Annotated in this window: 30 protein-coding genes; 24 read left to right on the top strand and 6 right to left on the bottom strand. The window is 32.9% G+C overall.

Annotation, left to right across the window (positions count from 1 at the left end; all coding sequences use genetic code 11):
* The first annotated feature begins 229 nt into the window (after positions 1–229).
* Positions 230–2155, top strand: a complete 1926-nt coding sequence (locus L1276_RS16955) for a metallophosphoesterase (protein WP_253790213.1) — start codon at positions 230–232, stop codon at positions 2153–2155.
* 223 nt (positions 2156–2378) lie between these two features.
* Here the strand turns inward: L1276_RS16955 and L1276_RS16960 are convergent, their stop codons facing one another.
* Entirely contained in the window at positions 2379–3437 is a 1059-nt protein-coding gene (locus L1276_RS16960) for a phosphatidylinositol-specific phospholipase C1-like protein (RefSeq protein ID WP_253789826.1), read from the bottom strand.
* A gap of 267 nt (positions 3438–3704) precedes the next feature.
* Here L1276_RS16960 and L1276_RS16965 point away from each other — a divergent pair, with 267 nt between their 5' ends.
* From L1276_RS16965 to L1276_RS16985, 5 genes are all read left to right on the top strand, one after another.
* Complete coding sequence (locus L1276_RS16965; protein ID WP_253789828.1) at positions 3705–4229, top strand: RNA polymerase sigma-70 factor; 525 nt, start codon at positions 3705–3707, stop codon at positions 4227–4229.
* An 83-nt stretch (positions 4230–4312) separates the two neighbouring features.
* A complete protein-coding gene (locus tag L1276_RS16970) occupies positions 4313–5236 on the top strand; it encodes a FecR family protein (protein WP_253789830.1) in 924 nt (307 codons plus the stop codon).
* Positions 5237–5308: 72 nt separating this feature from the next.
* Complete coding sequence (locus L1276_RS16975; RefSeq protein ID WP_253789832.1) at positions 5309–8590, top strand: TonB-dependent receptor; 3282 nt, start codon at positions 5309–5311, stop codon at positions 8588–8590.
* A 3-nt stretch (positions 8591–8593) separates the two neighbouring features.
* Positions 8594–10360: a RagB/SusD family nutrient uptake outer membrane protein gene (locus L1276_RS16980; RefSeq protein ID WP_253789833.1), complete on the top strand. Its 1767-nt coding sequence runs from the start codon at positions 8594–8596 to the stop codon at positions 10358–10360.
* Positions 10361–10756: 396 nt separating this feature from the next.
* Positions 10757–11134: an STAS/SEC14 domain-containing protein gene (locus L1276_RS16985; RefSeq protein ID WP_253789835.1), complete on the top strand. Its 378-nt coding sequence runs from the start codon at positions 10757–10759 to the stop codon at positions 11132–11134.
* 99 nt (positions 11135–11233) lie between these two features.
* Here the strand turns inward: L1276_RS16985 and L1276_RS16990 are convergent, their stop codons facing one another.
* From L1276_RS16990 to L1276_RS17000, 3 genes are read right to left on the bottom strand one after another with little or no spacing between them, the layout of a single operon-like run.
* Entirely contained in the window at positions 11234–11458 is a 225-nt protein-coding gene (locus tag L1276_RS16990; protein WP_253789837.1) for a PrgI family protein, read from the bottom strand.
* A gap of 27 nt (positions 11459–11485) precedes the next feature.
* Entirely contained in the window at positions 11486–11887 is a 402-nt protein-coding gene (locus L1276_RS16995; protein ID WP_253789839.1) for a hypothetical protein, read from the bottom strand.
* A gap of 35 nt (positions 11888–11922) precedes the next feature.
* Positions 11923–12411 (bottom strand): hypothetical protein, encoded by a 489-nt coding sequence (locus tag L1276_RS17000; protein WP_253789841.1) that lies wholly within the window; start codon positions 12409–12411, stop codon positions 11923–11925.
* Between the two features lie 359 nt (positions 12412–12770).
* Between L1276_RS17000 and L1276_RS17005 the strand changes: the two genes are divergently transcribed.
* Both L1276_RS17005 and L1276_RS17010 read left to right on the top strand, forming a co-directional pair.
* The gene (locus L1276_RS17005; RefSeq protein ID WP_253789843.1) at positions 12771–13247 is read left to right on the top strand and encodes a CinA family protein; all 477 of its coding nucleotides are present in this window, start codon (positions 12771–12773) and stop codon (positions 13245–13247) included.
* 63 nt (positions 13248–13310) lie between these two features.
* Positions 13311–13814, top strand: coding sequence for a YfbM family protein (locus tag L1276_RS17010; protein WP_253789846.1), 504 nt, complete (start codon positions 13311–13313; stop codon positions 13812–13814).
* A gap of 57 nt (positions 13815–13871) precedes the next feature.
* On the opposite strand, the gene L1276_RS17015 is transcribed toward L1276_RS17010, so the two are convergent.
* The gene (locus L1276_RS17015; protein WP_253789848.1) at positions 13872–14789 is read right to left on the bottom strand and encodes a DsbA family protein; all 918 of its coding nucleotides are present in this window, start codon (positions 14787–14789) and stop codon (positions 13872–13874) included.
* Between the two features lie 154 nt (positions 14790–14943).
* Between L1276_RS17015 and L1276_RS17020 the strand changes: the two genes are divergently transcribed.
* The 16 genes from L1276_RS17020 to L1276_RS17095 all read left to right on the top strand — a co-directional run bounded on the left by L1276_RS17020 (position 14944) and on the right by L1276_RS17095 (position 25741).
* Entirely contained in the window at positions 14944–15261 is a 318-nt protein-coding gene (locus tag L1276_RS17020; protein WP_253789850.1) for a helix-turn-helix domain-containing protein, read from the top strand.
* An 88-nt stretch (positions 15262–15349) separates the two neighbouring features.
* Positions 15350–15946: an SMI1/KNR4 family protein gene (locus tag L1276_RS17025; RefSeq protein WP_253789852.1), complete on the top strand. Its 597-nt coding sequence runs from the start codon at positions 15350–15352 to the stop codon at positions 15944–15946.
* A gap of 75 nt (positions 15947–16021) precedes the next feature.
* Positions 16022–16732, top strand: coding sequence for an SMI1/KNR4 family protein (locus tag L1276_RS17030; RefSeq protein WP_253789855.1), 711 nt, complete (start codon positions 16022–16024; stop codon positions 16730–16732).
* 2 nt (positions 16733–16734) lie between these two features.
* A complete protein-coding gene (locus L1276_RS17035; RefSeq protein WP_253789857.1) occupies positions 16735–17412 on the top strand; it encodes an SMI1/KNR4 family protein in 678 nt (225 codons plus the stop codon).
* A gap of 7 nt (positions 17413–17419) precedes the next feature.
* Positions 17420–18781 carry a DUF6138 family protein gene (locus L1276_RS17040; protein WP_253789859.1) on the top strand — a complete coding sequence of 454 codons (1362 nt, stop codon included), beginning with the start codon at positions 17420–17422 and terminating at the stop codon, positions 18779–18781.
* Positions 18768–19163: a hypothetical protein gene (locus L1276_RS17045; RefSeq protein ID WP_253789861.1), complete on the top strand. Its 396-nt coding sequence runs from the start codon at positions 18768–18770 to the stop codon at positions 19161–19163. The genes L1276_RS17040 and L1276_RS17045 overlap by 14 nt, the downstream gene beginning before the upstream one ends.
* 9 nt (positions 19164–19172) lie before the next feature.
* Entirely contained in the window at positions 19173–19706 is a 534-nt protein-coding gene (locus L1276_RS17050) for a hypothetical protein (RefSeq protein WP_253789863.1), read from the top strand.
* A gap of 18 nt (positions 19707–19724) precedes the next feature.
* Positions 19725–20660 (top strand): hypothetical protein, encoded by a 936-nt coding sequence (locus L1276_RS17055; RefSeq protein ID WP_253789864.1) that lies wholly within the window; start codon positions 19725–19727, stop codon positions 20658–20660.
* A 26-nt stretch (positions 20661–20686) separates the two neighbouring features.
* Positions 20687–21058 carry a hypothetical protein gene (locus L1276_RS17060; RefSeq protein ID WP_253789865.1) on the top strand — a complete coding sequence of 124 codons (372 nt, stop codon included), beginning with the start codon at positions 20687–20689 and terminating at the stop codon, positions 21056–21058.
* 88 nt (positions 21059–21146) lie between these two features.
* Positions 21147–21869, top strand: coding sequence for a DUF1963 domain-containing protein (locus tag L1276_RS17065; RefSeq protein WP_253789866.1), 723 nt, complete (start codon positions 21147–21149; stop codon positions 21867–21869).
* Between the two features lie 168 nt (positions 21870–22037).
* Positions 22038–22790, top strand: a complete 753-nt coding sequence (locus L1276_RS17070; protein WP_253789867.1) for a DKNYY domain-containing protein — start codon at positions 22038–22040, stop codon at positions 22788–22790.
* Between the two features lie 4 nt (positions 22791–22794).
* Positions 22795–23382: a hypothetical protein gene (locus L1276_RS17075; protein WP_253789869.1), complete on the top strand. Its 588-nt coding sequence runs from the start codon at positions 22795–22797 to the stop codon at positions 23380–23382.
* A 45-nt stretch (positions 23383–23427) separates the two neighbouring features.
* Positions 23428–23745 carry a peptidyl-tRNA hydrolase gene (locus L1276_RS17080; protein ID WP_253789871.1) on the top strand — a complete coding sequence of 106 codons (318 nt, stop codon included), beginning with the start codon at positions 23428–23430 and terminating at the stop codon, positions 23743–23745.
* Positions 23746–23747: 2 nt separating this feature from the next.
* Entirely contained in the window at positions 23748–24401 is a 654-nt protein-coding gene (locus L1276_RS17085; protein ID WP_253789873.1) for an Imm19 family immunity protein, read from the top strand.
* A gap of 234 nt (positions 24402–24635) precedes the next feature.
* A complete protein-coding gene (locus L1276_RS17090) occupies positions 24636–25112 on the top strand; it encodes a TlpA family protein disulfide reductase (protein WP_253789875.1) in 477 nt (158 codons plus the stop codon).
* Between the two features lie 14 nt (positions 25113–25126).
* Positions 25127–25741, top strand: coding sequence for a thioredoxin family protein (locus L1276_RS17095; protein WP_253789877.1), 615 nt, complete (start codon positions 25127–25129; stop codon positions 25739–25741).
* Between the two features lie 49 nt (positions 25742–25790).
* On the opposite strand, the gene L1276_RS17100 is transcribed toward L1276_RS17095, so the two are convergent.
* The gene (locus L1276_RS17100) at positions 25791–26522 is read right to left on the bottom strand and encodes an AAA family ATPase (RefSeq protein ID WP_253789879.1); all 732 of its coding nucleotides are present in this window, start codon (positions 26520–26522) and stop codon (positions 25791–25793) included.
* Between the last annotated feature and the right edge of the window lie 2 nt (positions 26523–26524).

The following is a 26524-nucleotide window of genomic DNA, read 5'->3' on the forward strand; positions in this document are numbered from 1 at the left end:
GTAGTGAAAGGCTGTCAGAAATGACGGCCTTTTTTAATATATGTTCGTTATCCATATTTGATTTTATGAATTATTGTGTTGAGTGTTGTTCCTACGGGACTAGACATTTTTTTAATCAATCAAAAATCCCGTAAAAATTATCATTCGATAACAATAGCGTAAACTGCTTTCATCTTTTAATCTATAAAATTGCCTAATGAATTCCCTATTTTACAAAAGCTTAAAACCAATGATTTTAAAGTTCACTTTCAGATTAATTATATTCTTTTTAATACTCGCCAATCATACAATTTCAGCACAGAATCAGAAGAATTTAGAAGGAGTTCAGGTTGCTTTTTTATCAGATGTACATCTTCAGGATTTGTTTGGAAGCTTTTCTGATAATGAATTTAAAGGTGTTTTGAATACCAAAACCGGAAAATATGCGTTAATAAGAACGATGGCCTCGCAGTTACATTCGACGAGAATTTTCAATGAAAATTATTTTGCCTTCATCGCCGCTCTTGAAGATATTGCAAAACGAAAAATAAAATATGTTGCACTTCCCGGCGATTACACGGATGACGGACAGCCGATACACGTGCGCGGATTGAAGAAAATTTTAGATCAGTACCAAAAAAAATACGGTATTGAATTTTTTATAACCACCGGAAATCATGATCCGGTTGGACCATTTGCTCAGGAATCGGGAAAAGAAGATTTTTTAGGAAAAGAAGGAAAAAGCCAACCCATTTTTAGCAAAGACGGCATGTATAAGCCAAACATGAATATCGAACAGCCAGTTGTCATAACAGCCGATATTGCTAAAATGGGTTATTTAGGCATAACCAATGACCTGCAAAACTTCGGTTTTTATCCGAATAAAAAATACAAATTCTGGTCGACTCCTTTTGCCAGTTATAATTCTCAAAACTACAATTACAAAAAAGCTGTTGAAGCTTCACAATTAAACAAAAGAGTTTACAATGTTGCACTTGGATTTGAAGTTCCGGATGTGAGTTATGTCGTTGAACCAATCGACGGACTTTGGTTAATGGCAATTGACGGAAACGTTTATATTCCGAAGAAAACCGATGGCGATCCAAAAGATTCTAAAAGTTATTCTGAAGCCAGTACGGGGTACAATAATGTACTTTCAAATAAAAAACATCTTATAAAATGGGTTCAGGATATTTCGGCGGAAGCCAAACTTCGCGGTAAAACTCTGGTTGCTTTCAGCCATTTCCCAATGATTGATTTTAATGATGACGCTTCCGCGGAAATAAAAGAATTATTAGGTCCGAATAAATGGCAGTTAAATCGCGTTCCGGTTGAAGAAGTGGCTCAGGTTTTTGCAGATGCAGGTTTGAAGATTCATTTTGGCGGACACATGCACATCAACGATACGGGATCGCGTACAACTCCAAAAGGCAATACTTTGGTTAATATTCAAACGCCGTCGCTTGCTGCATATATTCCGGCTTATAAATTATTGACAATCAAAAAAGACAATCTTGTAGATATTCAAACTATAACAATTGATGAGGTTAAGGGATTTGATGAACTTTTTGATTTGTATAAAATGGAATATCAGTTTTTACAAAGTCAGAATGCAAAAGATATTTGGAATATCGATATTCTGAAAACTAAAAATTACCACGATTTTACCGATTTTCATTTGAAAGAATTGGTTCGTTTAAGATTTTTATCAGATGACTGGCCTTCTGCTTTTAAGGATTTTATTCTGCATGTTTCTGCCAATGATTTATTGATTTTAGCTAATATTCAATCCGATAAAGATTTTGATTTTATTCTGAAAAACAAATCACAATTCCAAAAAGAATGGAACGAAGCTGAAATAAAATCGGAACAAATTTTAGCTAAAAACAATCTCAAAAAAGAAGATTTTAACTGGACAGGAAATGATCTTTTAATTGACTTTTATCGTTTTAGAAGTGCCGATGAATTGGCTCTTGTAGATGTTGGAGAAAAACGTGTTGCAGCTTATAAAGTTTTATCGAAACTGTATTTAGAGAATTCTAAAGAAGAAGCTGCTAAACCTTTGCAAAAACAGATGAAGTTATTTCTTGTAATCTTCAATAAATTCATGCATGAAGTTCCCGCAGATCATTTTACTGTTGATTTGAAGAGTGGAGAGATTAAAAGTTTGAAGTAATTTTAACCGCAAAGTTCGCTAAGATTTAGGCAAAGCACGCAAAGTTTTTTTTTAATCACGCAAAGACACAGAGTCGCAAAGTTTTTATAATCTTTGTGACTCTGCGTCTTTTGCGAGCAAATTTAAGCATCAAAATCCGCAAAGCTTTATACATTTAGCTTTGCGAACTTTGCGTTTATTAGCACAACTAAGATAAAAAACCTTTGCGTGCTTTGCGGTTAAATTATTTACTACCATTAACCGGATCAACTCTCACATAAGTCCCGTCATCATATTTAATTTGATAAGGAGAATTGAAGAAATTACTCGGCAGGTAATAATCAGTAGTGATGATTTGTGCGCCTGAAGTTTTCGCAGCGTTAAAATGCGTGTAATCATTAGCTCTTGCTTCTTTGGTATCAGCATCGGCTCTGGTTCTTATGATGTAGCCTTTTTTAACTAAATCGGCAATTGTAGCATCTTCAGGATTATTTCTGAAAATTGTTGCCGCTTCTGGTTTTCCGGGCTCGACATTGATGAAAACCGCACGCCCTTTTAATGACGGATGATTTAAAGCATATAAATCTCTTTTTGCTCCGTTATTATCCAAAATAAACAAAAATTTACCTTTTGCTTTTTTCAGCGTTGGCCAGTTGTTGTTTAAAACTGCTTCTTCCAGCGTTTTGTATTTTCCACGAACCATGTCCGGCGTAATCAGTTTATTTCCTAAACCTTTGCGTAGTTCTTTGTCTAAAGCATCAAAAAGTTCAGTTGTAAATTTCTCGGCTTTTGTTCCTAAATAGCTGTCATCGTCTTTTGGTTCTAAAGTAATAAAAACCGGAACGTGATCAGGATTTGCATCCGACCATTTTTTTAGTTCTGCAAGGCAGTTTTGAAGCGTGTAGCAGGAAGTTCTAAAATCGATATCAATCATATGAAAAACTTTAAAACCCGGTTTTTTCATTTCTCCGTTTGGGTCGTAAGCTTCTACTGGTTTTACGATGTCAAGACCTTTTGGATGTGTAAATTTTCCGCCTTGAGAATCGGGTTGAACATCAATTTCTAATTGGCGTAAACCTTTGTTTAACTGATCTGTAATAGAAATATGTGTGTATTGTAAACCTTTTAAAGATCGGGTAGTATCTTTTGCCTGAATAAAATTATATAAATCAGGTTCGATGTTGTGACGGTAACTGTTGTGTGAACCAATAACTTGTATCTGGTTGATTTTTAGAGTATCATTTTGCGCCTGAATCAATTGTACTGTCCCGGCAAAAAGCAATGCAAACAAAATTTGTTTCATGATTTTTAGATGAAATTAGGATTAAAAAGTATGGAGACGCAGCAAAAAGAGAATTGCATTTTTAGAGATTACTAAAATAGCGACGCAATTCAATTTTTGTGTTAGCTAAACGAAAAGAAATCGCAAACCGATTGTTGTTTTTGGCAGAAAATAGTAGTATTAATAAAACAAAAGCATTTCAAATTTAATTTAAAGATAACTTTCAAACAAAAAGTATTGGTATAACATTTCCTTATTTTACATCGCTTAATGCTACCAAAATTACCAATGAAGAATCCTGAAATTTTCGAAAAAACGTATACTGATTACTGGCAGAAACTCAATGCCTTTTCCTATACGATGACTCAGGATAAAGACTTGGCACAGAATATTGTTCAGGATGTTTTTATTGATTTATGGGAACGAAAAGACGATTTAAATATCAATGCAATCGAACCTTATTTATTCAGGGCGGTAAAAAATCAGATTTTTAAATATTACCAAAATAATCGTTTCGATAAGACGATTATGGAAGACAAATTTGAAGATTACATTATCGACAACTTTCAGTCGATTGATTCTGAAGTAATGGATTTGCTTTATTCGTTGTTAGATAAACTTCCGGAGAAAAGAAAAGAAGTTTTATTGATGTATAAATTTCAGGATATGTCAATTGATCAGATTGCAGACGAACTTGGAATTTCGAAACAAACGGTGAAAAACCAAATTTCATCGGCATTAAAACAATTGCGTGAAGGCTTGAAAGATCTGGCCTGGCTGGCTCCAATTCTCTTTTTTAAACAAAATTTTTAAGATAACTTTCTGTTGATGTTTTCGTAATATTTGACGATAGTACGATTTGAAGATTCTGGTACTTATAGGTAACAATAAGTATTATGATAAAAAGAATCAAACATAGTTTAGAATATCTTATAGATAAAAGTTCCCGAAATAAAACTTCAAAGGCAGAAGAAAATCTGCTTACCAATTTTGCTTTAAGTGAATATCAAAATGTAAAATGGGATGAAGCTTTAATGGGAAATTCAGACGAAGTTTCTAAAAATATATACGACGGAATTCAGCTTCGAACGATGAAGAAGAAAAAAGTCAATCCGTATTTAAAATATATGGCAGCTGCCAGTATTCTTTTTCTTGCTGGTTTAGGATTTTTCTATAAACCTATAATTGCAAACGAGAAGCAATTATCATTTAAAACGTCAGGCATCCCCAAATCTATCCAATTAAGTGACGGCTCGAAAATTTATCTGGCAGCAAACTCATCATTTCAGTATCCTGAAAAATTTGAAGGCAGTGAAAGAAAGGTTTCTTTATTAAAAGGAAATGCTTTTTTTGAAATTGCAAAAGACAAGACACATCCTTTTATTATTACTTCGGGCGAATTAAAAACTAGAGTTGTGGGAACTTCATTCCACATTCAAATGTCAAAATCAAAATGTGAGGTAATTGTCGTTACCGGAAAAGTAAATGTTACTACAAAAGGGCAGAGCGTTGATTTGGTGCCGAATGAACAAGCACTTTTCGAATCTCAAAAACTGAGAAAACAGCTGGCAGAGAAATCATTTTTGGTGAATTGGTACAATACCGATGTAACACTGAACCAGACTACACTTAAACAGGTTATCACCATTTTACAATATAAATACGGAGTTTCATTTCAATATGATAATGAGCAGGTATTAGCAACGCCGTTAACGGTTTTCATTACAAAAGACGCAGCATTAGAGAATGTTTTAGAACAAATAAATTATATCACAAACCTAAAATTTAAAGTTTATGGCGAAATAGTAAAAGTGGATTAAAAACAAAAAAGCAGCTGCTGAGAACAACTGCCATTAATAATTAAGTATCGTAAAAAACCAATAACTTAAATCATGTATTTTAAACCTTCTTATTTAAATCTAAAGAGTTTTATCTTTTTAGTACTAGCGTTACTGACCATTGAGAGTGGTTTTAGTAAAACTATTTTAAAAAAATCAAAAGTAGAAAATAAAATAGAAAAAGCAACTCTTGTTTCTATTTTTTCCAAATTAAGCCAGCAGACAGATTATAAATTCAGCTACGGACAAGCTGTAATTGCTGATAATACAACGTATACTGTAAATTTTACAGGAGAATCGGTTACCTCAATTTTGAGTGATCTTTCTAAAAAGGCTAATTTCAATTATAATATTAACGGCAAATTGGTTTTAATTCAAAAAGCTGCTGTGATAAAAACAGCCGCGACTAAAGCAGCAGATAAAATTAGAGTAAAAGGAAAAATTATAGACGAGAACAATGTGCCAATTCCCGGAGCAACAGTAATTGAAACGGGTTCTTCAAACTCAACAGTTACTGATTTTGACGGGGTTTTTGAACTTTCTGTTGGAGAAGGAAAAATGATTGAAGTTTCGTATGTAGGATATAAAACCAAATCACTTCCTGCACAGGCGGCTTTTATGACTATTCAGTTAGAGCCAAGCACAGCAGAATTAAATGAAGTTTTAGTTGTAGGTTACGGAAAACAATCTAAAAAAGATGTTACCGGAGCAGTTACACAATTAGAAGCGGCTAATTTTAAGCAGGGAGTAAACGTTTCTGTAGATAATTTAATTCAGGGAAAAGTGGCAGGTGTACGTGTTGTGAGTACAAGCGGTGAGCCGGGAGCGGGAGTAAATGTTACCATTCGCGGGGTTGGATCTATCAGAAGCGGGAGTACGCCTTTATTTGTTGTAGACGGAATGCCGTTGACTAATGACGATGTGAGTCCATCTGGAACGAATGTTGGATTTGGAAGTTCAACGGCTAAAAATCCATTAAACTTTTTAAATACAAGCGATATCGAATCGATTACAGTTCTTAAAGATGCTTCTGCAACCGCTATTTATGGTGCAAGAGGATCTAATGGAGTTGTTTTGGTTACCACTAAAAAAGGATCTAAAGGAGAAGGAACACTTACTGTTGATTCTTATATGGGAGTTTCTACTGTAGCCCACAAATTAGATGTTTTAAACGCTGGTGAATATAGAAATGCAATTAAAGATCCAGCTTTTGACCACGGAGGCAACACAGACTGGCAGGATGTAATTTTCAGATCTGCAATTACAACAAATAATTCATTGTCATTTGCTAAACAAACTGAAAGCGGAAACTATTATGCTTCTATGGCACAAATGGATCAGGAAGGAATTATTCGTAACAGTAATTTCAAACGTATTTCAGGGAGAATTAACGCAGCTGAATCATTTTTGGATAACAAACGTTTGAAACTAAAAATGAATCTTACTGCAAGCCAGACTACAGATGACGGAGTTCCTACAAGTGATGACGGAGGTTCTAACGGTCAATTAATCGTTCATACTTTAATGGCAAATCCAACTCGTTCTGTATTTGATGCCAATGGAAAATACACGAACTTCAACATGAACGCGCATTACAACCCAGCTTATTTATTAAGCATTTTTGAAGATCAAACGCGTACTTTAAGAGTTCTTGGAAATTTAGAGGCTTCTTTTAGAATTATCGACGGATTAGAATATAAATTAAATCTTGGTATTGACCGCTCTACATCAGAAAGAAATACTACAATTTATCCAAACCTCACCGATTTAAATCCAAAAGGTAAATATGTTCAGAACAATCTTGATTCAAAGAATTCATTGATTGAACATTATCTAACTTATTCTAAGGCAGTAGATAAACATAAATTTGAAGTTCTTGGCGGATTCTCTTATCAAAAATTTGAAAGATCAGGAACAAGTTTCAGTATTGATGGAATTTCAGCGCAGGGAGCAGGTGTAAAACCATCTATTAATCCAGGTTTTGCAGGTACACAGTCTGGTACAACAGGTTATGCTCAGGAAAACGAACTGCAATCTTATTTTGGAAGATTAAATTACAGTTTTGATAATAAATACTTATTGACAGCTTCTATGAGAGCTGATGGATCTACACGTTTTGGAGATAATAACAAATACGGTTATTTCCCTTCATTTGCTTTGGGATGGAATATTTCTAATGAAAATTTCCTGAAAGATTCTCAAACAATCAATAACCTAAAGCTTAGAGCAAGCTGGGGACAAACAGGAAATCAAGAAGTACCAAATAAGCAAACTAAGGCAAGTTACTCTTTAGCTGGACCGGACGGATATTATTTATATGATGATTTAAATCTTGTAAACGGTGTTTCTGTTTCCAGAACAGCTAATCCAGATTTAAAATGGGAAGTTGTTACACAATATAATGTTGGTCTTGATTTTAATTTATGGAATGATAAATTTTATGGAACTGTAGACTATTTTAATAAAACAACTACAGATGCTATTTTGTATATCCCTTCAACTCCTTTGAGCCAGACAAAATTTATCTGGACCAATATTGATGGTAAAATTGTTAATAAAGGTATTGAGATTATGCTGGGTTCTAAAATCATCGATAGAAAAGATTTCACCTGGAATGTTGATGTGAATGGATCAACGTTAAACAACAAAATTGAAAACTTACCACTTTCAGAAATTTTAACAGGTGCTATTTCTGGTCCTGGACAATCAGGAGTAAATGCTAATATTTACAAAAGCGGTTATGCAGCAGGTTCATTCTATTTGTTAGAGCACACTGGTTTTGATCAAAATGGAGCAAACGTATTTAAAGACCAAAATGGGGATGGTAAAATTGATAACAGCGACAGGATTATTATTGAAGGTGCTTTACCAACTTTTTATTACGGTTTTAACAGTGATATGAGATACAAAAACTTTAGTTTTTCATTCTCGATTATTGGACAAACAGGTGGTTATTTGTTAAACAACACTGGATTGAATGCTTTAAATATTAACAACTTAGCATCAGATCGTAACGTGGCAGCAGGATATTATGAGTCAGGTGCAAACCCGGCAAACTCACCAATTTTGTCTACGCTTTTCTTAGAAAAGTCTGATTTTATAAGATTAAATGCGGCACGTATAGGTTACAATTTTGATTTGAAAGGATTGAACTGGATCAATGGCTTAACACTTTATGTTACAGGAAATAACCTAATTACAATTACAAATTATACAGGATTTGATCCGTTAGTAAATACTCCTAAAGCAACCGATGGTAACCAATCTATTGGAATTGATTACGCAGCTTATCCAACATCGAGAACGTTCAGTTTTGGAGCAACTTTAAAATTATAAATTATGAAGACAAAGACATTTTTAAGCATAAAAGTTTTAACATTATTTTCATTTATTTTTCTTCTAAACAGCTGTACTGATCTGGATGAAGTCTTTTTAGATGAAATACCTGGAAATACTGTTTCAGATCCTGCGGGTTCGCTTGCTGCCGCTTATGACAGATTAGGGGACGGAACTTTCGTTGATCACGGAGCTATTTTTGCCATGCAGGAATACACTACAGACGAAGCTATTTTACCAACCCGCGGAAGTGACTGGGGAGATGGCGGAAAATGGAGAGACATGCACGAATTTACATGGAGCTCTAGTAATGCAATTATTGTAGGGAACTGGGATTTATTGACAAATGGTATTACACGTTGTATAACAGCTATACAATCAGCTGAACAAAGTTCAATTCCTGAAAAGAAATTATTTGCTGCAGAAGCAAAAGCACTTTTGGCTTTTTACACGTATACTACTTTGGATTTATACGGACAGGCTCCATATAAAGATCCAATGGATCCTAAAGCGACTTTACAAATTTTAAAAGCAGATAGTCAAATCGATAAATTAATTACAGATGTTGAGGCTTTAATTCCGGATTTAGCTGATATTGGAACACAGAGAACTTACCACGGAAGATTTACAAAACAAGCAGCTTATGGTTTTTTAGCTACAATGTATTTAAATCGTGCGGTATTTAAAGATCGTTATAATGCTTCATCAAATTTCAATTTTAATGAACCGGCAGTATCAGGCGGAGGAACTGATATGGATCGTGTTATTTACTACACATCATTGCTGATCGATTCAGGAAAATTTAGTTTAGAAAGTGATTTTTTCAAAAACTTTGCAAGAGATAACGATAATGGTAAGGAGCTTATTTTTGCGATTTCACAAAAGATAGATTACATCCGTAACGGTTCTAACAGTTTTGCTTATGTATGTATGGAACGTAACCAAAGAACATCTGCAGCAAACAGAGGAACGAATGCAGCTTGTACAACTCCGGAGTTTTATGCAACATGGGATGGCAATCATGACGATCCAAGATTTGAACAGCATTATCAATATGCTGATGGTACATGGTTTATGAATGACGGTACAGATGTAAGTGTTCCGGCAACAGATATTGTACCAAAAAGCGCTAATTTACCTTGGTTTCACTTTAATAGAGGAATTCAGGCCGGACTTCAATACGGACCGATATTATTAGCTTCTGGTTCTCTTGAAATGGCAGGAAGCCGTATTAAAGTTTCTCCATTGTATATGGAAAAAAGTACAGGTACAAGAATGAATTTTACACCGTCATTAACATTTGCAGATCCAACTAAATCTGTCTTTGCTCAAAATGAAATTAATCAGGGAGCTCGTGTCTTTAAATATGAATTTGACCCTGAAGGAGGAAACGGAAACAGTAATGTTGATATTCCATTATTCCGTTTAGGAGGAATTTATACAATGAGAGCCGAAGCTTATTTTAGAAAAGGAAGCGCAGGTCTGGCAATGGATGATTTAAATAAGTTACGTACCAGCAGAAAAAGAGAATCGCTTTACGGTAATGCTGCAGGAAAAGCACTTACTTCTTTAGACTCACAACAATTATATAAAGAATTAGGTTTTGAATTGTATTGGGAATTACAAAGAAGACCACAAAGCATTCGTTTTGGAAAGTTTGATTTAGCCGGAACTGCAAAAGCTGCTTCCCAACCTTTTAGAAGAGTATTTCCAATTCCGCAGACCGTTATAGATCAGAAAGTATTCCAACAAAATCAAGGATACAATTAAGAGTTTGTGTTAGTTTATTTTTTATTTTTGTAAAAAGCTCGTTTTCGGAAGAAACGGGCTTTTTTTTTAAAGGGGCAAAGGGATAAAGAATGTGTGTTCATAAACCTTAATCGTAGAGTCGCACAGCAGTGCGTCTGCACACGCATATCGATATTTTAAAATCTGGTTAGGCGTAAAGTGGCGTCTCTGCAGAAAACCTTTGTCCCTTTGCCCCTTAGTACCTCAGAACCTTAAAAAAAAACCTTAAAAAACTATAATAAACAAATGAAAAAGTATAAGAATTAACTATCATGAAATCAGTACATTTGAGTTGTGAATTGAAATTTTGTAACTTTTTTTCTGCAAAATTTTCAAATATAAAACTCAATTAATAACTCAAAAAAAAGTATAAAAATCATGATACATCAAATAGACACTACTGATAATATTGTTGCCTTTAGAGCATTGGCAGAAGTTACAAAAGAAGACTTTTTAACTGCAGTAGTTCCTGCAGTAGAACATTTAGTAAAACAAACCAACGAAATCAATTTTTTATTGGTTCTTGATACTGATATTAAAAACTTTACGGCCGGAGCCTGGCTTCAGGATGCTCTTTTAGGATTAAAGCATTTAGGAAAATGGAACAGAGCTGCAATCGTAACCGATTCTGAAGATATTATTTCCTTTACAAACGGATTTAGTTATGTAGTTCCCGGAGAATTCCACGGATTTAAAAGAGAAGCATTCAATAAAGCACTGAACTGGGTAGAAGGCAATATAAATCTTCCTAACTAATTACTTTTGATTATTCAGCAAATAATTAAACATAATATAAAAATGCCCGTTAAGAATTAACTCAACGGGCATTTTCGCAATTAGCAAACTTTTTCCCTTTTATTGTTTTGCTACTTTTTTGTAAACTGCCGCAGATAATAAAGGCAATGCAAGACTGCCAACAATAGCAGCTGCTTTATTATGTCCTGTTTTCTTTAAAACAGCTCCAAGCAAAATAGAACCAAGTCCGGCGCAAGTAAGTTGTTTTACTGTAAGGTTAGCTGTATTATCTTCGAGAGGTTTGATTCCGTGTAATAGAGGATCAATGAATTTTAAATTTTCCATGATTTTTATTTATTTAATTTAACGTGTTTATTTGTTGATAAGCTTTTCATTATCCGTTTCGTTTTCAATTTTTTCAATTTCTACTTTTTCTTTTTTTATAGCTTGTCGAAGAAGGGCAAAAAGACTCATATAAATGTTTGCCATAAACACCAGCGAAAACCCGGCCAAAATATAGCCTCGCCAGTCGTTTAACAAAAGTTTATAATCAGTTAAGATTAAAAAAGCAATTGTAATATAATGACTAAAGCAATATTCGCAGGTAAATAAATAAAAGAACTTTCGGGTGAGTAAAAACTTCTCATTTTTGGAACGTTTTACACACCATTCATGAGGTTCTCTAAAAATTTCTTCGTGCGTTACCGTCCAGCTGATGCAGGCTACAGGAACAGCCAAAACAAAAAGCCATACAATTTGAGTTAGTAACTCCATAAATTGATAGTTTTAAACGAAACTCCATTTGATTTTTATTCTCTTGGATGATTTTCAGGAAAATGCTCAGCATCAAAGTCGTCCAATTCTTCATCATTATCCAAATCACCGTCTTTTTCCAAATCATTTTCATAATCTACATCATCCGGATCATTATCATCATTTAAATCGCTTTCGCCATCATTCGTGATTAAATCATCTTCATTAACGATTCTTTCCTCATTAGGAATATTCTCAGATCTAACATTTGTGTTTTTTTCGAAATCTTGTTCCGGATGATTTAAATCTCCAATAAATTCTTCCTGATATTGATACGGATCTTCATCTCTTGCATAATTATCATTATCAACAAGAGTATTTTGATCAATAACATCAGGATCGCTTTCACCAAATTCCTGAGTATTTTCTTTTTTTAATTCTTGTTTGTACTGATCTTCATTAGAATAAGTACCATCAACAAGAGTATTTTGATCTATAAAATCAGGATCTGTTTGACCGTAATCAAAATTATTTTGCTTTTCCATAACGCTGTTCTTTAGATTATTTATTTCATCGTTGGGAATAAATCCCTTAGTTCCGTCTGCCGAAGGTTTTACAGTGATTACTGTCTTTTCTTTCGGCAGTTTCAGCTTCTTTTATATATTGAATTTATAACACTTTTTGCGGCTTTTATATCTTGATTACTTTTCATGGCTTATAAATTAAAAGTTGTGTTTTACAAATTTAGTATGCCGTTGGTCCAAACTTCTTACACGAAAATAATTTATAGCTGCATAATTAACAGTTACTTATAATGTAATGATTGTAAGGAATTATGTAAGTCTGAAATTTTGAAAGATTTTATTTTTGATTATAAAATCTGTTTAACCAAAAGCGAAATAATATGGCATCTGATAAAGTAACAGCCTGCTGTGAATCGCTGATCGAAAAAAATCTGACTATAACATTTGTAGAAAGTGCTTCGGCAGGAAAAATGAGTTATGAGTTTTCGACAGTTTTTAATTCCGGCCGAATATTAATAGGAGGAATGGTTTGTTATCATTCATCAATGAAAGAAGATCTGCTTCATATTCCGTGGGGAACCATCGAAAAATACAGTGCCGAATCTGAGGAAGTAACCAAGCTCATGGCGCAGAATTTTTATCGGTATATGAATTCAGATATCTGTGTGGCTTTAACCGGACTTACCACTCCGGGCGGAAGTGAAAATGAAGAAAAACCGGTTGGAACTATCTTTATTCATATTATTTTTTCTGATAAAGAAATTACCAGACGTTTTGAATTTAAAGGAAATCCAGAAAGCATAATTAATCAGGCAATTGATGCTGTATCTGAATTGATTTTGATAGAAATTAACTAAAAAAATAAAAGGGAGATTAGGTCAAAATTTATAGTTTTGTGTAACAACTTTAAATTTAAAAACATGGGAATGATTGCTGAATATTTAATGGTTAACGATGAAATATTAGATTCTTTAATGGAATTGAATAATGAGGATTTGGTAAATGAGATTTTTGAAATTGAAGAAAGCGAAAAATTTCCTTTTATAGATATTGATAAAATTTGGGATGCAGTGCATTGCTTTTTAACCGGAGTTTCGGCAACAGAACCTATAGAAGGCAACAAATTGAGTGAAGCGATTGTTGGGGTTCATAATTTTAATATTGAAGATGAAGAAGCAGATTTTGTAGCCTGTACAGAAAATGAAGAACTTCCGGAAATTATTGCCGAATTAGAAAAGATTGATTTCAATAGACTTGCCTCTAATTTTGATCCAATTGCTTTAAAGAAATTATATCCTAGTGGAATCTGGAAACAGAATAAAGAGGAATTAATTACAGAATTCAAAACGAGTGTAGATGAACTTTTAAAATTTTACAAGAAAGCCTTAGAAACAAAACATCATATTATTGTAAGTATACTTTAAAATACCAATAAAAAAAACCGTAAAGAGGCATTTCTTTACGGTTTTGTTTTTTTAGAATTATTTTATGCTGTAAAGAGTACCATTCTTAATTTCCTTTTTATCTAATTTTCCTTTTTGGAATAATTCTTCTAAAATAATCGAAGCATCATTAACAGAAATCTCCTGAATAATAGCATATTCTTTTGGAGCAAGCGTTGGATAAACTTCAAAAAGCGATAATGCATTCTTATTTTCAAACTTTTTCTTTTTGGCCTCAGGATATAAAGCCAGCAAAGCATCTTCATAAGAATGATACGATTTCGACCCATAAATGGTTAATCGATTGTTGTTTTCATCTGCAAAAAACAAAGTTGGAAAACCTCTTACACCAAGACTTTTGGCCAGATTTAAATCGTCGCGAAAAAGTTTTACCGCATCAATTTCATAGTCTTTTTTTAGTTTTTCAATATCCAGATCTGCCAGTTCTGCGGCTTCGGCAATGTTATCCCATTTGGCAATATTCTTCTTTTGGAGATACAATTTCTCACGAAGAATGCGCATAAATCCCACTGCTTTTTCTTTACTCTGAATCTGCGCCGCTTTCATAGCAATACAAGACGGATAAGACGAATCCAGTGGATCTTCAAGCCAGACATTACCATCAATTGGCATTTCGTAATATAGACTGGCTTCATCCCAATGGTGTGCCACGTCAGATGGTTTACTTATGCCGCCGCTGTTGTAATTCCAATCCGGCAGTAAACCGCCCATTCTGTAATCAATTTCAAAATATTCGCCATATTCCAATTTCAGTTTTCGCAGCTGCGGTTCAATTCCCCAGCACGAAGAACAAATAGGATCAGTATAATAAATTATTTTAACGGGTTTATTTTCTGTTTTAATAATTGTTTTTTCATTTAATGTTTCGCTGCTTGGCATTTCACACATACCGCTTACGGGATCACACAATAACGGATTTGTTTTGTTTTCGTTCATTTTCGAGTTAGTTTGCGACTGGCAGTTCGTACTGCAAATCAAGATTAACAACAGCGGCAGTATTTTCATAACAACTGTTTTAATTACGCTTAGGTTTTTTACTTTTACGCAAAGTTCGCCCGTATTTAATCACAAGTCAATTAGTCTAAAAAAGATGACTACAGAAAACAACCCCCAAAAAAAGAACGAATGTCCGGCTCAGGGACTTCTAAAATTATTATCAGGTAAATGGAAACCACAGATTTTTCTTTTGGCAGAAGCCGGTCCATTACGCTTTAACGGACTTTTGCGAGACATTAAAGGTGCTAATAAACAATCATTAGCGGTTGCGTTGCGTGAACTAGAGGAATTTGGACTTTTAGATAAAAACATAATCAAATTAAAACCGCTTCACATCGAATACACATTATCTGAAAAAGGAAAATCCCTTATTCCGGTATTTAAACAGCTGGAATTTTTTTCGGAGAAATAATTAAGATTGTATTATCAATTGTAAAGTAATTGCAATCTTACAAGGAATTATGTATTTTCACGTTTCGTAAAATATATAAGCCCAAGCTATGATTGAGATACATAAAAAAGACGATATTTTAATTCCGTTTACCAAAATTGGAGATGCCGATTGGAAAATCAACACTCAAAAAATTATCGAAGCCATTGCAGATAATTATGGAGACGATTTAAAAAAGCCTGTTTCAGAGGAAGAGGTTCTCGCTCTCGAAACAAAATTGGGTACTTCTTTACCAGAAAATCTAAAACTATTTTACCAGACATTCGGAATCGCAGATATTGGCGAACAGCTTCAGGATTTTGAAGAAGTCGACTGGATTAAAGACATCTGGTCAGATGCACCGCAATACGGCCCGGATTTTACAGAACAAGACCAACAGTTTTTACCTTATTTAATTTCTTTTAGTGATTATTTAGGAAACGGAAATATGTTTTGCTTTCACAGCGAAACAAAAGAAATCTATTATTACGATCACGACGATGCACCTTATTTAACCAAAATGTTTGACTTGGTTGATGATTACTTAAAAGGCTGTTTGATTTTTGCCCAAAATGATTTTTCAGAAAATAAAGAAATAGACGACTGGACAGAAGAAATAGCCAATGATCTTTTTGGTAAAACGACGGTTAGAAAATGGAGATATTAAATCTTCACAGAAATAATTTTAAATACATGGTTATATAGAATTTAATCTATGTGTTGATATTTTAAAATGCTTAAAATGAATTGCATACAAAAAATAAAGCGTCTTTATGGACTTTCGGATAAGGAAAACTACGGATTCTTAGAAACTGAAATCCTTGCACTTGAAAAAGATTTAGAAACAGTACTTCCTTTAAAACTCAAAGAATATTATTTAGAACTAGGGAAAGAGGAAAACCTTAATTATTCTTTTAACAGGCTCTTGAAACCAGATAATGAAGTTGGATTTTCAGATGATGATTATTTGGTTATTTATGAAGAAAATCAAGTTGTAGCTTTCTGGGGAATTAAAAAAGAAGATTTAAAATTAGATAATCCGCCAGTTTACGGCAATTACGATACAATTGAAAAATCGGATTGGGAAATTGAAACTCAAACGACCGAGAATTTCTTTTTATTTATGGCTGTTTTTAACGGAACTTTGGGCGGATTAAAATACAATGGGAACCATTTTGGTGCTATTGATTTAGATAAAGTAAAGTTTGTAGAAGAGAATTGGACATTGGTGCCGGAAATCAGCAGAGACAATCAAAAAGTATATACAGATGATTTTTACGATGTAATTAGTTTCTCTTTTGATAAAGAAAACAATTGCACGGCAGCATTTATTGGATCAAGCGATCAGGAACGATTCGATCATATTCTGGATAAAATAGATATAGAATGGTCTTATCTTTCCTATGATGATGACGAAGATTATGATGATGACGAAGATGAAGAAAACAAATAATTATGTGGTTTAGTAAATTCACTTTTTTCGATAAACAGCCTGGTTTATCAGAATTAATTTCAGAAGATTTTTTTACAAAACCATTTGCAAAAGAAGAATTTGACAATTTTCCTGATATAGACAGTTTGTATCCAAACGGAAAAACCTCTGAATATTTTCCTATTCCGGAACAGCTTCGATTACCAGAAGAATGTATCGAGCTTCTGCGCTATTCAAATGGAGGTGGTATTATAAACGGAGAACGTGAGTTTGGCTTTTTCTCATTCGAAACCATTCGGGAAATGTATATTAATTATGGATTTCCTATTTGGGCGCCGGCATTTCTTCCAATAGCATTTAATGGCGGAGGGAAATTTTATGCATATGATCTTAGAGAAAAAGAAGGTTTTCCGATTGTTTTGGTTCCAGCCGGAAATTTAGGTTATGATGATGACTGCTGGGTGTTTTTAGGAAATACACTCGAAGAAGTTTTGAGTAAAACCACAAATGTAGAAGAGGAACTCGATATACTTTATCCTGAAAAAGAACTTTCAGGAAAAGAACTTCAATACAAACAACTGCGTATCGAATTGAAAGAACTGGAAGAAAATAAAACGAAAAATCAAATTGATTTAAAAACCTATCTGCTTTCGAAAAAACGAATAGAAGCAGATTTGAAGAAATTACAAGAAAACGAATAAAACTATAATGAGAGAATTAAATTACTTAGTGAAAATTGAAGGAAACGAATTGCTTTTGGAAAGATTCATTGAAGCTGTAAACAACGGAACGGTTAAAATAGACAAAGATTATCCAAATCCTTATCTGCTGGATACGGGAGAAAAATTTCTTTTGGATAAAATCATTGAATATTTTTTCCAAACCAGACCTTTCTCAAAAGACCATTATATTGCTTTTTTTGAAACATTAAGAAAGTTAAACGGTTTTAATAGTTACTATTATTCGCTTGGAAAACAAACAGAAGAATTGGTTTTTAATACTTTTGAAAGAGTTAAAAAAGGCAAATACAAGATTTTTATTCCTAAAACAGAAGAAAATCATTCAAAACCAGACTTGGCAGAAAATGAAAAAGAACTCTTAAGCTTTTTATGTTATTTAGCCGTTTCTCATATTAAATACGGCCCAAGTTATGCCTCGGTTACTGCAAATGAATATTTTGATATCGTAACCGAATTAGGTTCTGATGAAGTAGAAAAACTTAAGAAATTTGGAACAGGAAAACTCCCAAAACAACTAACAAATTATAAAGACAGCGATTTTTCAGGCAAAGCCAATGATGTTTTTGCCACAATACAGATTAAACTGATTAATGAAACTGAAGAAAGTTATGGTAAAGCTTTAAACTTTGTAAATAATCTTCTTAAATCAGATTTTCCTAAGAGTTATGAAATAGCGTTTTCATCAAAAAACAAAGAAGTACTTCCGGTAAAAGGACTTCCAAAATGCGGACAGAACTACTTGTTTGCCGGAGCTGTAAAATATCCAAAATTACATTCTCAAATTCTCGAATACATTGGCCTTGCCAAACATAAATATGAATGGTACAATAACCTTGAAGACGAAAATTGTGCAATGCCTTCGACTTTTGCCGTTTTTGCATTGGGTTTACAAGACAATAAGTATTTTGATACGCTGATTGATTATTACCAAACAGTTGATGAAGAACACCAGTCGATCCAGGCAAAATTTACTCCGGTATTTTTAGAAAAATTTGGAGTAAACCAAAAATCAATTCAAGTATATATTAATGCGCTTTTATCTATGCAGGAACATCCGCATAATAAAGCCTTTATTTCCTGTTTCTGCACTGAAAACAGTCTGAAATTATTATTAGACAGCAAAGAAAATTTTGCATCTTATTATTTTACAGATGAAAATTTAAAAGAATACTCAGATAGTGAAAATAGTATTGAGGAAATGACAGATTACTGCAGGGAAAGTGTGATGTATACCTCTTTTGGACAAAGTAAAGGTTTTAGTAAAATTGCGAAAGGATTAAATGATGAACAAAGATTGATATTTGAAAAATTACAGATTGCAGATAAATAAAATGTGGAGCGATATATACAATTACTATAATATTCAAAGTGATTTATCATTTTCTCAAAAAGAAAGCACAAAAACAGTTATTGATATTATAGTACAGACTAAATATTTTAAGCAGAATGGAAATCAGAACTTTTCTAATGCGGATGGTTTTCCTTGGGTAGATTTAGTTTTAGTGGAAACTAAAGATGGAAATTTCGCTGTAAAAGAAAAAGAAAATCCATTTATTAATATGATAGCAATTGTTTGTTCTAAAAGAGAAGGAGTTGACCAAACGCTTTACATTAAAACTTTTTTGGAAATTGCAAAAGCCTTAAATTGGAAGTTGTATTTGGAAGAAGATGACGAAGGAAATGAAAATATAGAAATTACGAGTTTAATTTAAAACAACATAATGCTGGCAATTAAAAATAGAGAAGAAATTAAAAACAGTCTTTTATCAGAAAAGAAGGTTGTCAGGAACTTTCCTAAATCAGTTTCTTTTCCTTTTGATCCATTTTACAAGGATATCATTACTCAAATTAAGACTATTGAAATTTCGGCTGAATGTATTTTGTTTGACAGCGTACAATCTTTTAATGAAACCAAAGAATTTACTGATCCGGATTATTGGACAGAAAATTACAGTAAAGATCAAATCAATGAATTCTGGTTTTTTGCACAAAACGGACAAGGAGATTATTGGCTGTTTGATGATAAAAACAAAGTGTATTTCTACGATCATAATCAGGAACAAATGTGTCGGGAAAATTTTATTGACCTTGATTTGAATTTCGAAAAATGGCTTCAGTTTTCTTTTCTCAACAAGCAATATGAAGAATATTATGATCTGGAAGATGAAATCAACGAAGTGATTAAAACGGAATACAAAAACAAACTAAGAGAAATCAGCAAATCATTATTGGAAAATTATCCTTTTGAAATCTGATTTATTAAAGCAAAAAACATGTCAAACGCACAAAACCTAATAAACGAAATATCGACTTTCCTGGATAAATTTTCTTTAAAGAAAAACACATTAACAAAAGAAGATCTAATCAGCTTTATTGAAGAAAAATGGGCAGAAGCTGATGATGAAAAATACAATATTTATCAGGCTTATATAATCGCAGGCAGAATGACTAATGAATATATCTGGAAAAAAGATTTCCTGAATATGATGCGATGGCTTGAGATTAATGATCGTCATGCAGCTTCGGGCAGAAATGAACCATATATTCTAAATTATTACAGAGGACAATGCTGCTTGGAATGTGGAAATGAAGAAAAAGCATTAGAATATTTTTATTTGTGCTACAACGAAAATCCAGATTATATCTTTACCAGAGCGCCATTTTGCTATGATTTTTTCAATAAACACTTAGAAAATCCGCGTGAACTTCCAAAAGAAGAAGAATATGATGACTTTTTTGATTCTGTTGAATTAGAAGAATGGCAGTCTTTTTTTGATGAAGAAGAAATAATCCAGTGTGAAATTTTATTTGATGACGAAGAGGAGGAAGAACTTTCTGAAGAACACGAAAACGGAATCAATTATCTGGAAAGCAATCAAACGGAAATACTCGAAAGCATTTTAACAGAATTATTGAAAGTATATCCCAACTGGCAGAAAGATTATGGTTACAGCGAAGAGGACAAACCAGATTTTATGCCGGACATTAAGGAAATAAAAGATTTTGCTAGTTTGATATCGCCGTCTACAGTTTATATTACTTCTGTTTTTAAAGATGATCTGCCGTATATCGGTTTTCTTTTCTCCTGTTCATGGGACAGCGAACATGGTTTGGGCGTGATGACGCATAAAAACAGAATTATTGAAATAGGAGGTGCCGATACTGCATTTTTAACCTGGATTGCTGAAAAGGATAATGATAAAAATTGAAAGGAATAATCTAGTGAAAAAAAGCAATGAATCAAGAACAGTTTAAAAGTAATTTGCTAAAAACGATATCAGAAATTATAGAGGACTCCGAAAATAAAACGATTGTGTTTACAGTAAACCCAGTTAAAGAAACGAATGTCACTTATAATTCAACAGATGATTTTGTTTTAAAATGGGTTTTAACTGAAAAAAATATAATTGGAAGATTGTTTAATACCGATGAAGTTGTTACACTTTTATCATTTCCCAATCACAGATATACGTTGTGGATAAAGGTTAATTTAAGTGAAACTTCAGAAGAAAAACTAATTTTTGAATTAAGTATAAGTATGAGATTTCGAACACCCACTCAGCTAAAACATATTGACACAGGACATCCTCCTTTTATAAAAGGATAATGAAATAATTAAAAAAATAGTTCTAAGCAGAATATAAAAGCAATAAGTAAAATACCTTGAAAAAAAATATTCATTTAAATAACTGCAAATGAAACAAGAAACATTTGATATTATCGAATTACGTCCAGCTACAAAACATTATTACGGAGACAGTTTAAAAATGCCTGAAATCCTGTTAGAAGATGGATTGCTGGTAAAAGCAGAAACATTGGATATTCCGTTAGGACATTCCCGTTACGGCGGTCCAATTGCTGATCTTCCAAAAGATTTTCAATATCCTGATGATTTGCGTTTTGCTGCTCAATTGGATTTAAAACAAATTGCGCCGCATGATAAATTGGGACTTTTACCTAAAACCGGACATTTATTCTTTTTTGCTGATATTATGGAAGATAAAGGCTTGGTAGTTTATGCCGATATGGATAACAGTGAATTAATAAGAGTCGTAAAAGACCATGAAGATAATTTTTTTGAAGGCGTATTGATAAAAGAAGCCTTTGCATCAACAGAGAAACTTTCGAGCCGTTACCGCGAACCGGAATACGAAGATGAAGAAGAATATACAAACGAAGATGGATTATTATGGGATTATTTTGAAGGAAGTGAAACCTCTAAAATCTTCGGCATTTTTACACATTGCCAATATCAGGAAGAAAATATATTAGAAGTAGTCAATTCTGATAAAATAGTGCTTTTACAAATTGGAGAAAACGGATTTAATGACGAAGGTGTTTTTAGTGTATTAATTGATAAAAATGATCTTAAGAATCTGAATTTTAATAATTGTGAATTTCACTGGGGACAATCGTAAAATGATATAAAAATTTAGCTTCGAATTCCGTAGATCGCCCAATAGCTTTCGGGATCAATTCGTTGTAAAAATATATAATATACGGCTGTAAGTTCCATTTATGGCGCAAGCCCAAAAAAAACTCTAATCAATTGGAAATAATTAGATAAAAATAAAAAGAAAGTGATCATGATTAATGATTTAGGACACGGTTATAAAATTATTGATAACAAATTCATTCTTTGTTATGAAAGCGAAGTGTTTAAAAAGTTTTACAAAACGATTGACTTTGAAACTTTTAAAATAAGAGACACAAATGCAGAATATGATAGAGATGGTTTTGCTTCGACGATTTATTTTACAGATAAAAACCATGTTTATATTCAAAGTGCTTTTACCAGTTTTTCCATAATAGAACATGCTAAACCCGATGATTTTAAAGTAATAGATATTAAAAAAGGATATACATTTTCGAATGGAAACTATTTTCGGCATACTGATAAAATGCCTTTTGACTTGAGTAAAGGAAAACATCTTAATAATTATCATATTCAGGTAGAGGATAAATTATATTTTGGAGACGTAAAGTTGATTGAAAATGCCGATTTGGAGTCTTTTGTAATTCCGTATCCGGAATTAATTGAGAACTTAGCTTTAGATAAAAATCATGTTTTTTTTAAAGGAGAAGTAATTCCAGAAGCAGATTCAAAAACATTTAAAATTTTGGATGGATGCTTAAACGGCACTTATTATTTGGAATGCGATAATGCTTTTTATGCGAAAGATGCCAAATATGCGTATTTTGTCAGAACAATCAGCAATGAAGTAAAAGTGATAAAAACCAAGAGCCTGAACGATTTCCATTTCAAAGTTATAGATGAAAGAGGATATGCTTTCGATAAAGAATACAGTTATTATATGGGAAAACGAAGTAAATTATAAAATTATGGCAATATATAAATTCGACGAAGTACTAAATGACCTAATGGATTATTTCATTTTAGGCGATCCAGATTATCTGCTTCAATATAAAATAGAAAATAACCTTCCAGATGATCTGCTGACGGAATTCACAACAGAAGAAACCGGAGATCAGGTTGTGGAAGAAGGCGTAATAGTACCAATGATAGGAATTGAAAATTATCCTTATACGGTTTATTTCAATTTGTCAAATGAAACGCCTGAATTGTTAAAACCTGAAAATGAGGTACAACACCACCGAGATGGATATTGTTTGAAAGTTGTGAATGGTAAAATTTATCTTTATACAATTCCGTATTTAAGAGATTTTACAGAAACAAGAATCGATACATTAAAGAAGTATAAACACGCTGCTATAGAACTGCCAAACGGCTGGTATGCAGTTACAATTTTGGCCGGATTAACCAAACAGCTTTTCGAAGTAGAAAACGTTTCGGGTGAAACAGAAGTATTTGAAAGTATGGAGCCTACTTTTGAATTCATATTAAAACCTTCTTCGGAAAAACCAGATTATACGGCTGATTTTACGTATCCTTTTAAAGTTGAAGCATAAAAAAAAATCGAATTTATATTATTCGAAAAAGACATAAGAATAAATATGAAAATGTACATTTTAGTTAAACAGGGTGTTCCAGATAAATTTGTTCCTGTAATAACGGCACACGCTTCTTTAGCATGTTTTAGAAAGTTTGAACAAAATGAGAATATGCAAAAGTGGATCAACGGAATATTCAAAAAAGTGGTTTGTATCGTTTCTGAGAAAGAATTTGAGAATGCAAAAAATGAATCAGAAAACCTTGTATTGACAGAATCCGCATTAGAAAACAAAGAAGTTTGTATTGCATTTGTACCACGCGAAGAATATTCTAAAATGTTTAAGTTTTTTAGAATGTGGACACCGCAGGATAATTTATAAGTATGAAGAAACAGATAGCAATAGAAGATCTTAAGCAAAATACCTTTTTCTGGAAATTTTATTTCTGCTGGTCAAGAGGTTATGATGAAAAGGAAGAAATAAATATTGATGAAGTTTTAGAAGTTGTAGAAACGGATGAAACTAAAGCTTACGAATGGGAATACTTGTTTTTTAATCAGGCTGATATAGAAGAAAATCCAAGATACATTGCAGAAAAGCTTACCGATAATTTAAATTATGCGATTGAATTTCAGGAATATGAAATCAATTTTTTCCTGAATGATATTTATATAGGCAATTTAGGAGGACATTTTGAAGCGTGGTTTTTTACATTAGATGAATTACTGGCCTTTGAAAAATATCCTTTTTTGTTGCTGCTTTTTCTGCCTGTGACAGGAATACAAGAAAATCAGAAATCTATTTTAAAACCCATAATTACAAAACATTTGGAAGCGATTCCAAAATTTGAAACACAGTCTGAATATATTGCTGATTGTATTTTAAATGGTTTAATTATGGAATCTCCATTTCAGGAAACAGACGAAATTGGTTTAACCAATAATCAAAATCATAGCGTGAGAAATGTAAAAGCCTATCCGCGTTATAGAGAAGATGTGATAGAATTGAATAAGGTTTTGGCTTCTTTTAAAAAGTAGATTTTCAAAGTCCCGAAGGAGTGCATCATATTACAGCAGCGAATTTTAATCCGTTGTAAAAATATCGCCCACGTTTATAAAGTTCCATAGGAACGACTTCAACAAAAACCTTTGTATCTTTATTCTGAACTTTTGGATCTCAAAAAAAACTCCATTAAACTTTTATTAACAAAAAGTAAGATTCCATTAGTTTATATTTGTAAGGCACAAATTAATCCTAAAGCGTTGCAGCTCATGAAAATCAAGTCTTTTTTGTATATATTTCTTTTTGGCGTTTTTTCAATTTCAGCTTACAGCCAGAATGTGAAGCTTTTAAATATAGATCAGCTTAATGAAAGAATTAAAAACGGAAAAGACAGCACGTATGTGGTGAACTTCTGGGCAACGTGGTGTGCGCCATGTATTAAAGAACTGCCGCATTTTGAAAAACTAAGCACTGAACACAAATCAGAAAAACTAGCTGTTTTATTGGTAAGTCTTGATTTTAAATCGAAACTCACTTCTAATGTAGTTCCGTTTGTGAAAAGAAAAAACCTGAAAAACGAAGTATTTCTTTTAAACGAAAGCAGTCCTCAGGAATTTATTGACCGCATCGATCCAAGCTGGTCAGGGAGTATTCCCGCAACACTTTTCATCAAAAATGATAAACGAAAATTTGTCGAAAGCGAATTTACCTACGAACAATTATTAACTGAATATAAAAAACTGTAAACCCGCAAACCATTATGAAAAAAATAATCTTATTACTGACATTGGCATTTTCTGCCTTTTTAGCTCAGGCACAAACAGGAACAACACTTAAAGCCGGAGATACTGCACCGGATTTTAAACTGAAAAATGTAGACAATAAAGAAGTTTCTTTTGGAAGTTTTCCAAAGGCAAAAGGTTATATTGTTGTTTTTACTTGTAATACATGTCCTTACGCTGTAGGCTACGAACAAAGAATTATCGATTTAGATAAAAAATTTAAACCACAAGGCTATCCAGTAATTGCAATTAATCCAAACGATCCGGAAGCTTCTACAGCAGATACTTTCAATAAAATGCAGGATTTGGCAAAAGAGAAAAAGTATCCTTTCCCGTATTTATTTGATGCTGGGCAAAAAATCACTGACGAATACGGTGCAAAACGCACCCCGCACGTTTTCATTGTTTCTAAAACTGCAAAAGGAAATGTAGTAGAATATGTTGGCGCTATCGACAACGATCCGGAAGGAAATAAAGCGGATAAAGTAAAATATGCCGAAGATGTAATTGCATCTTTAAAAAGCGGTCAAAAACCAGCTGTAACACAGACAAAAGAAATTGGCTGTACAGTTAAAAGAAAAGCAAAAGCTTAATTACCAGAATTTAATTTGTTTAAAACGCCTCAAAATATGAGGCGTTTTTTTATGCAGTAATTTCGCTGAGTTTCTGTTCTTTCAGTTCTAATTCAGCAATAATTTGTCTTTTCATTATTGTCTGAATATAATCTTTTACTTCAGCGTATGAAATATCATATTTACGTGGGATATCCTGTAGATGAATCGGGAAATCAGCCAGTAATTTATCGTAATAAATATCAAGTTCTTTTTCATTCGGCATTTCAAATTTCAACTTAATTTGAAATCTTCGCAGTAATGCCGTGTCAATACTGTTGTAAAAATTGGTAGCACAAATCAATAAACTGTCTGTTGGGAAATAATCTATAAGTTGAATAATCGTGTTTACTAAACGCCGCATTTCGGCAACATCTTTATCGTCGCTTTCACGGCTTTTTCCAATCTGGTCGAATTCATCCAGAAATAAAACCGCTTTTTCACGAATCGCTTTGTCGAAAATGGTTTTTACATTTTTAGAAGTTTCCCCAATTTTAGCATTGATTAAAGTGCTGAGGTTGATAATAACAATATTTTTATTTAAAGCCGTTGCAATGGCTTTTGCCGTTGTTGTTTTGCCACATCCCGAATGTCCGTGAAGCAGAATTTTATTGTCAACTTTTAAATTGTACTTTTTTAATTCCTCAAGATATTTGTGCTCTTTTATGGTTTGAAGCAGGGCAGATTTATTCTCTTCGCTAAAAAGCAGATCATCCAGCGCAATTTTTTCAGTATCGTTTACAACCAGTTCGTACAGATTCATTT

Source organism: Flavobacterium sp. HSC-32F16, assembly GCF_024171645.1.
In the GTDB taxonomy this organism is placed as follows: Bacteria; Bacteroidota; Bacteroidia; order Flavobacteriales; family Flavobacteriaceae; genus Flavobacterium.